Below are 5,946 nucleotides of genomic sequence, written 5' to 3'. Positions count from 1 at the left end.
GGCCCACCCCGAGGCGGGCGCCGCCACAGTCGAGGCGGAGGCCATCGCCGGCCACACCCCCGCCTACGGGAGCGTGGCCTCGGCACCCGACCCGGCGGACCCGGGCCGTCTCCTGCTCGGCCCGCTGCACCGCCACGCCGCCGTCGGCTTCCACCTCGACGCCGTGTACTCGGCCCTCTTCGTCCGCCCGGTCCAGGCCGGCGCGAGTCTCGTCCGGTTCCTCGACCGCGAGGTCGTCGACACCTACGTCCACGGCGCGGGCGCCCTGCCCCGCCTGCTGGGCACGGCCGTACGCCGCGCCCAGACCGGCAACATCCAGACCTATGTGAGCGCGCTGCTCGCCGGCACCGTCGTCCTGGTGGTCGCCGCCCTCGTCGTCGCCACGGGAGCGTGAGCAGGCGTGATCGATATCAACGAGTCCGTGATGCAGGTCCTTCTGGCGTTGATCGTCGTCGGCCCGCTCATCGGCGCCGCCGCCGCTCTCCTGCCGGCCCCGCCCGGACTGAAGGGGAAGTCACCCGAGCAGGCCGTGCTCCGCCACGGCATCACCGTGACCGGCGCGGTCCTCATCGCCGCGCTCGTCCTCACGCTCGGCTTCGACCACGACCAGCCGTCGAGGATGCAGGCCAGCACGGACATCAGCTGGATCCCCGCACTCGACGTGCGCATCCACCTCGGCATCGACGGCATCTCCCTCCCCCTTCTGGTCCTGACCGCGCTGCTGACCTTCCTCTGCGCGCTCTACTCCTACTTCAAGATGCCCAAGGGTCCGTCCCCGAAGGCCTTCGTCGCCCTGCTGCTCGTCCTCGAATCCGGCACCCTCGCGACCTTCGCCGTCCTCGATCTGCTGCTGTTCTTCCTCGCGTTCGAGATGGTGCTCATCCCGATGTACTTCCTCATCGCCCGCTGGGGCGGTGAGCAACGCACTCAGGCCGCCTGGAAGTTCATCCTCTACACCCTGCTCGGTTCCGTGGTCATGCTGCTCGGCCTGCTCCTGATCGGACTCAGGGCGGGCACATTCGACATGGTGGCACTCGCCACTGACAATCACCCCGAACTGACCACGTCCGTGCAGGTCATCGCCGCTTTGTCGATCGGGATCGGGCTCGCGGTGAAGACCCCGATGTGGCCGCTGCACAGCTGGCTGCCGGACGCCCACACCGCCGCCCCGACCGTCGGCTCGGTCCTGCTGGCCGGCGTCCTGCTGAAGATGGGCACCTACGGGTTCGTCCGCATCCTGCTGCCGATCACACCCGACGGGTTCCGCACCTTCGCGCCGTACCTCGCCGCCTTCGCGGTCGTCGGCATCATCTACGGATCCCTCGCCTGCCTCGCCCTCGCCCGGCAGGGCGCGAAGGGCGACCTCAAGCGCCTCATCGCGTACTCCTCCGTCGGCCACATGGGCTTCGTGCTCCTCGGCATCGCCACGATGACCCCGACCGGCGTGAACGGCGCGCTGTTCGCCAACATCGCCCACGGCCTCATCACCGGCCTGCTGTTCTTCCTGGTCGGCGCACTCAAGGACCGCACCGGCACCACCGACCTCGACACCCTCGCGCGGGAGACCGGAGCCGCCCTCTACGGCAGGGCCCCGCGCCTCGGCGGCCTGATCGCCTTCGCCGCCGTCGCCTCCCTCGGACTGCCGGGGCTCGCCGGGTTCTGGGGCGAGATGCTGGCGCTGTTCGGCGCGTTCGAGCCCGCCGAGGGCCTCAGCCGCCCGGCCTTCCTCACCTTCATGACGATCGCCGCGTTCGGCACGCTCCTCACCGCCGCGTACCTGCTGATCGTGGTCCGCCGCGTCTGCATGGGCGCCGCACCGCAGGAACCGCAGGAGGGGCCGCGGCTCGCGGACGTACAGACGTACGAGTTCGCGGCCTGGACCCCGCTCGTCGCCCTCACCGTCCTCGCCGGCCTCTGGCCCGCGGCCCTCCTCGGTCTGTCCGATCCGGCCGTGCAGCAGCTCCTCGCAGGAGGCACCCGTTGAGCCCCGTGGCCCAGCAGCCGACCCAGGCCCTGGCCGAATCCGTCGTCCAGTCCGTCGACTGGCTCGCGATCGCGGCCCCCACGATCGCCGCGGTCGTCGGCCTCGCCGTGCTCGTCGCCGACCTCTTCCTGGGTGACGCGAGGAAGGCGCTGCTCGGCTGGGCCTCCGTGGCGGGCCTCACGGTCTCCCTGCTGGCCCTCCTGCCCCTCCTGGACGGCGACCGCGCCACCTTCTGCCTGACCGGCGACCCGGACGTCTGCAGCTACACCGCGGACCGCTTCACCCTCGTCGTCCAGTTCCTCGTCCTCGGCGGCGCCCTCCTCACCGCCCTGCTGTCGATGACGGCCCTGAACGACGAGAAGAAGGAGCTCCCCGCAGGGGAGTTCTGGTTCCTGCTGCTGTCGTCCGCCGCGGGCGCCGCGCTCCTGCCCGCCTCCCGCGACCTCGCGACCCTCGTCGTCGCCCTGGAGGTCGCCTCCCTGCCCGCCTTCGCCCTCGTCGGCATCCGGCTCGGCGACAGACGGTCCTCCGAGGCCGCCCTGAAGTTCTTCCTGTCGTCCGTCACCGCCACCGCCGTCAGCCTGCTCGGCATCAGCTTCATCTACGCCACGACAGGCACCCTGTACCTCACCGAGATCGCCGACCGGATCCAGAACGTCGACGGCCAGCTCCACACCGTCACCCAGGCCGGTGTCGTCCTCACCCTCATCGGATTCGCCTTCAAGACGGCGGCCGTACCGTTCCACTTCTGGGTCCCCGACACCTACGTCGGCGCCCCCCTGCCGGTGGCGGCCTACCTGTCGGTCGTCGGCAAGGCGGTCGGCTTCTCCGGGCTGATCCTCATCACCGTCGTCGCCCTCCCGTCGTACGCCGACGTCTGGGGCCCCGCCCTCGCCGCCCTGGCCGCCCTCACCATGACCGTCGGAAACCTCGGTGCCCTCAAACAGCGGTCCACGCGCGCGTACAGCGCGGTCCGGCTGCTCGCCTGGTCCTCCGTCGGCCAGGCCGGCTACCTCCTCGTACCGCTCGCGGCGGCCGCGTACGCCGACAACACCGACGACGCCGAGAAGGCCGTCGGCTCCACCGTCGCCTACGCCCTGATGTACGCCGCCGTGAACCTCGGCGCCTTCGCCGTGGCCGCCCTCGTCGGCCGCAGGAAGACCCTGAACCGCCTCAGCGACTACCGGGGCCTCTACGCGTCGAACCCCCTCTCCGCCCTGCTCCTGGCCTTCTTCCTGCTCTGCCTCGCCGGGCTGCCGCCGGGCATCATCGGCCTGTTCGCCAAGGTCACCGTCTTCTCGGCGGCGGTCGACGCGGGACTCGGCTGGCTCGCCGTCGTCATGGCCGTCAACGTGGTGATCGCCCTCTTCTACTACCTCCAGTGGACGGCCCTGCTGTTCCGCGCGCGGGAGGGCGAAGGCGAAACCGTGGGCGAACCAGGACCGCACCGCGTCCCGGCCCCCCTGACCGTCGCCCTCGCCCTCACCGGAATCGTCGGCATCGCCCTGTCCGGCGCACCCCAGCTCGTCCTGCGCTTCGCCGGCATCGGCCTCTTCTAGCGAGCCGCCCTCACCCGGACGGCCCACCGGCCGGGCCGCGCGCACAAGGGAACTAGTACCCCCCGCCTGGCGTTGACCAGTACGGGAGGGTCCACTGAGAGGTGGAGTCAACAGCAGCAGCAAGCAAAGGGTTCCCCTGCCGCACGACTTGGAGGGCGTACCGTGCACCGCCGGCACAACGGGCTCAGGACCGCCGTACTCCTCGGGGGACTGTCCGCACTCATCATCGTCATCGGAAGCCTCTTCGGCCGTACGGGCCTCATCATCGCGGTCGTCGTCGCCCTCGGCACGAACGCGTACGCGTACTGGAACAGCGACAAGCTGGCTCTACGCGCGATGCGCGCCCGCCCGGTCAGCGAGTTCGAGGCCCCGGCGCTGTACCGCATGGTCCGCGAGCTCTCCATGCAGGCCCGTCAGCCCATGCCCCGCCTGTACATCTCCCCGACGGACGCCCCGAACGCCTTCGCGACCGGCCGCAACCCGCGCAACGCGGCCGTGTGCTGCACCGACGGCATCCTCCGCCTGCTCGACGAGCGCGAGCTGCGCGGCGTCATCGGCCACGAACTGAGCCATGTCTACAACCGGGACATCCTCATCTCGTCGGTCGCCGGCGCCCTCGCCTCCGTGATCATGTTCCTGGTGAACTTCGCCTGGCTGATCCCCATCGGCCGCTCGGACGACGACGACGGCCCCGGCCTCCTCGGCATGCTGCTGATCATGATCCTCGGCCCACTGGCCGCGTCCGTCATCCAGCTCGCGATCAGCCGCTCCCGGGAGTACGAGGCGGACGCCTCCGGCGCCCAGCTCACCGGTGATCCACTTGCCCTCGCCAGTGCCCTTCGCAAACTGGAAACAGGCACCAAGCAGCTGCCGCTGCCCCCGGAGCCCCGGATCGAGACCGCGAGCCACATGATGATCGCGAACCCCTTCCGGCCGGGCCGGGGATTCTCCAAAATGTTCTCGACACATCCGCCGATGGCGGAACGCATCGCCCGACTCGAGAAGATGGCAGGTCGCCCCCAGTGAAGACCATTCTGAACATCATCTGGCTGATCCTCAGCGGCTTCTGGCTCTTCCTCGGCTACCTGTTCGCAGGCTTGCTTCTGTGCATCACGATCATCGGCATCCCGTTCGGCATCGCCTCGTTCCGCATCGGCGTCTACGCCCTGTGGCCCTTCGGGTACAGCGCCGTCGAGCGCCGCGACGCGGGCGCGCCGTCCTGCGTCGGCAACATCCTGTGGCTGCTCCTGGCGGGCTGGTGGCTGGCGCTGACGCACATCTTCACGGGCCTCGTGCTCTGCGTCACGATCATCGGCATCCCCTTCGGCATCGCCAACTTCAAGCTCGTGCCGGTCTCGCTGATGCCCCTGGGCCGCGAGATCGTCCGCTCGGACCAGCCGTTCGCCCAGCAGCGCTGGTAGCCGCGGCACACCCCCGGAGGGGGCGGGGACACGGAGCGGCCGAAGTACGTCCTGCTGTCCTACTGCGACGCGAAAGGCCGAGTCCCACGCCGAGGAGGGCCCGACGGGACCAGGGCCACCCGCACGACCACCGACAACCTCCTCGGCGGCCCGCCCCCACCCACCGAGCGATACGTACGAACTCCTCGGCCGCGCCCCCGAGGACGAACGGGAAGCGGCCCTCACGCGCGCGTGCCGACGGCTTCGCGCCCCGCGGCCTCCCCGGTCCCGGAGATCCTCGGTGCGCGGGGCGAGCCGGTCCACGAGTGGTACCTGGAGGACGTACTCGTCCTCGACGACCACCACGTCACCGATGGCGGGGCCGCCATCTGCGCCTTCGGCGCCACTTCGCCCCCTCACTCTGGCCCGGCACGTCGCCCACGTCGCCCGCGTACGCCTCGCCCGCGTACGCCTGACCCCGCACCCTGCGTCGGCATCCACCCGGACACCATCGGGGACCGGTCGCCTTCTTCACCGAGCACCGCATCGCCGTACGCGTCGACCGAACGCCCTCGTTCAACCGCTCCGGCCCGCCCACCACCGCCGTACGCCGTACGCAGCCGCCCCCACGCCCAGCACAGCGGCGCCCACGCCCACCGACAGCGCGGGCAGCGCGAAGGCCAGGACAGCGCACCCGACGAGCCCGACCGCCGGCACCACTCGGGACACCGGCGCGGAACTCAGCGTCCAGGCGGACGCGTTGGCGACCGCGTAGTACGCGAGGACTCCGAAGGAGGAGAACCCGATCGCGCCCCGGACGTCGACGGTGGCGGCCAGCACGGCGACCACGGCACCGACAGCAAGCTCCGCCCGGTGCGGCACCTGGAAGCGAGGGTGCACGGCGGCCAGGGCGCCCGGGAGATGCCGGTCCCGGGCCATGGCGAGGGTGGTGCGGGAGACGCCCAGGATGAGCGCCAGCAGCGACCCGAGCGCGGCCACGGCG

4 protein-coding genes and 2 pseudogenes are annotated in these 5,946 nt (G+C 71.0%); 5 read left to right on the top strand and 1 reads right to left on the bottom strand.

What is annotated here, in order from left to right; translation table 11 throughout:
- From AWZ10_RS10555 to AWZ10_RS10535, 5 genes and pseudogenes are all read left to right on the top strand, one after another.
- Positions 1-394, top strand: a pseudogene (locus tag AWZ10_RS10555) (NADH-quinone oxidoreductase subunit L); the annotation flags it as partial.
- 6 nt (positions 395-400) lie between these two features.
- On the top strand, positions 401-1,984 hold the full coding sequence (locus AWZ10_RS10550; RefSeq protein ID WP_060890935.1) for a complex I subunit 4 family protein: 1,584 nt from the start codon (positions 401-403) through the stop codon (positions 1,982-1,984).
- Between the two features lie 5 nt (positions 1,985-1,989).
- Positions 1,990-3,543 (top strand): NADH-quinone oxidoreductase subunit N, encoded by a 1,554-nt coding sequence (locus AWZ10_RS10545; protein ID WP_060890934.1) that lies wholly within the window; start codon positions 1,990-1,992, stop codon positions 3,541-3,543.
- A 162-nt stretch (positions 3,544-3,705) separates the two neighbouring features.
- Positions 3,706-4,569: a zinc metalloprotease HtpX gene (gene htpX, locus AWZ10_RS10540; RefSeq protein WP_046707051.1), complete on the top strand. Its 864-nt coding sequence runs from the start codon at positions 3,706-3,708 to the stop codon at positions 4,567-4,569.
- On the top strand, positions 4,566-4,964 hold the full coding sequence (locus AWZ10_RS10535; RefSeq protein ID WP_046707052.1) for a YccF domain-containing protein: 399 nt from the start codon (positions 4,566-4,568) through the stop codon (positions 4,962-4,964). The genes htpX and AWZ10_RS10535 overlap by 4 nt, the downstream gene beginning before the upstream one ends.
- Positions 4,965-5,519: 555 nt before the next feature.
- Here AWZ10_RS10535 and AWZ10_RS10530 read toward each other — a convergent pair.
- A pseudogene (locus tag AWZ10_RS10530) lies at positions 5,520-5,946 on the bottom strand (amino acid permease); the annotation flags it as partial.

The organism is Streptomyces europaeiscabiei (genome assembly GCF_001550375.1).
GTDB lineage: Bacteria > Actinomycetota > Actinomycetes > Streptomycetales > Streptomycetaceae > Streptomyces > Streptomyces europaeiscabiei.
The sequence above is the reverse complement of the archived record's forward strand: the minus strand, read 5'-3'. Positions and strand labels throughout refer to the sequence as shown.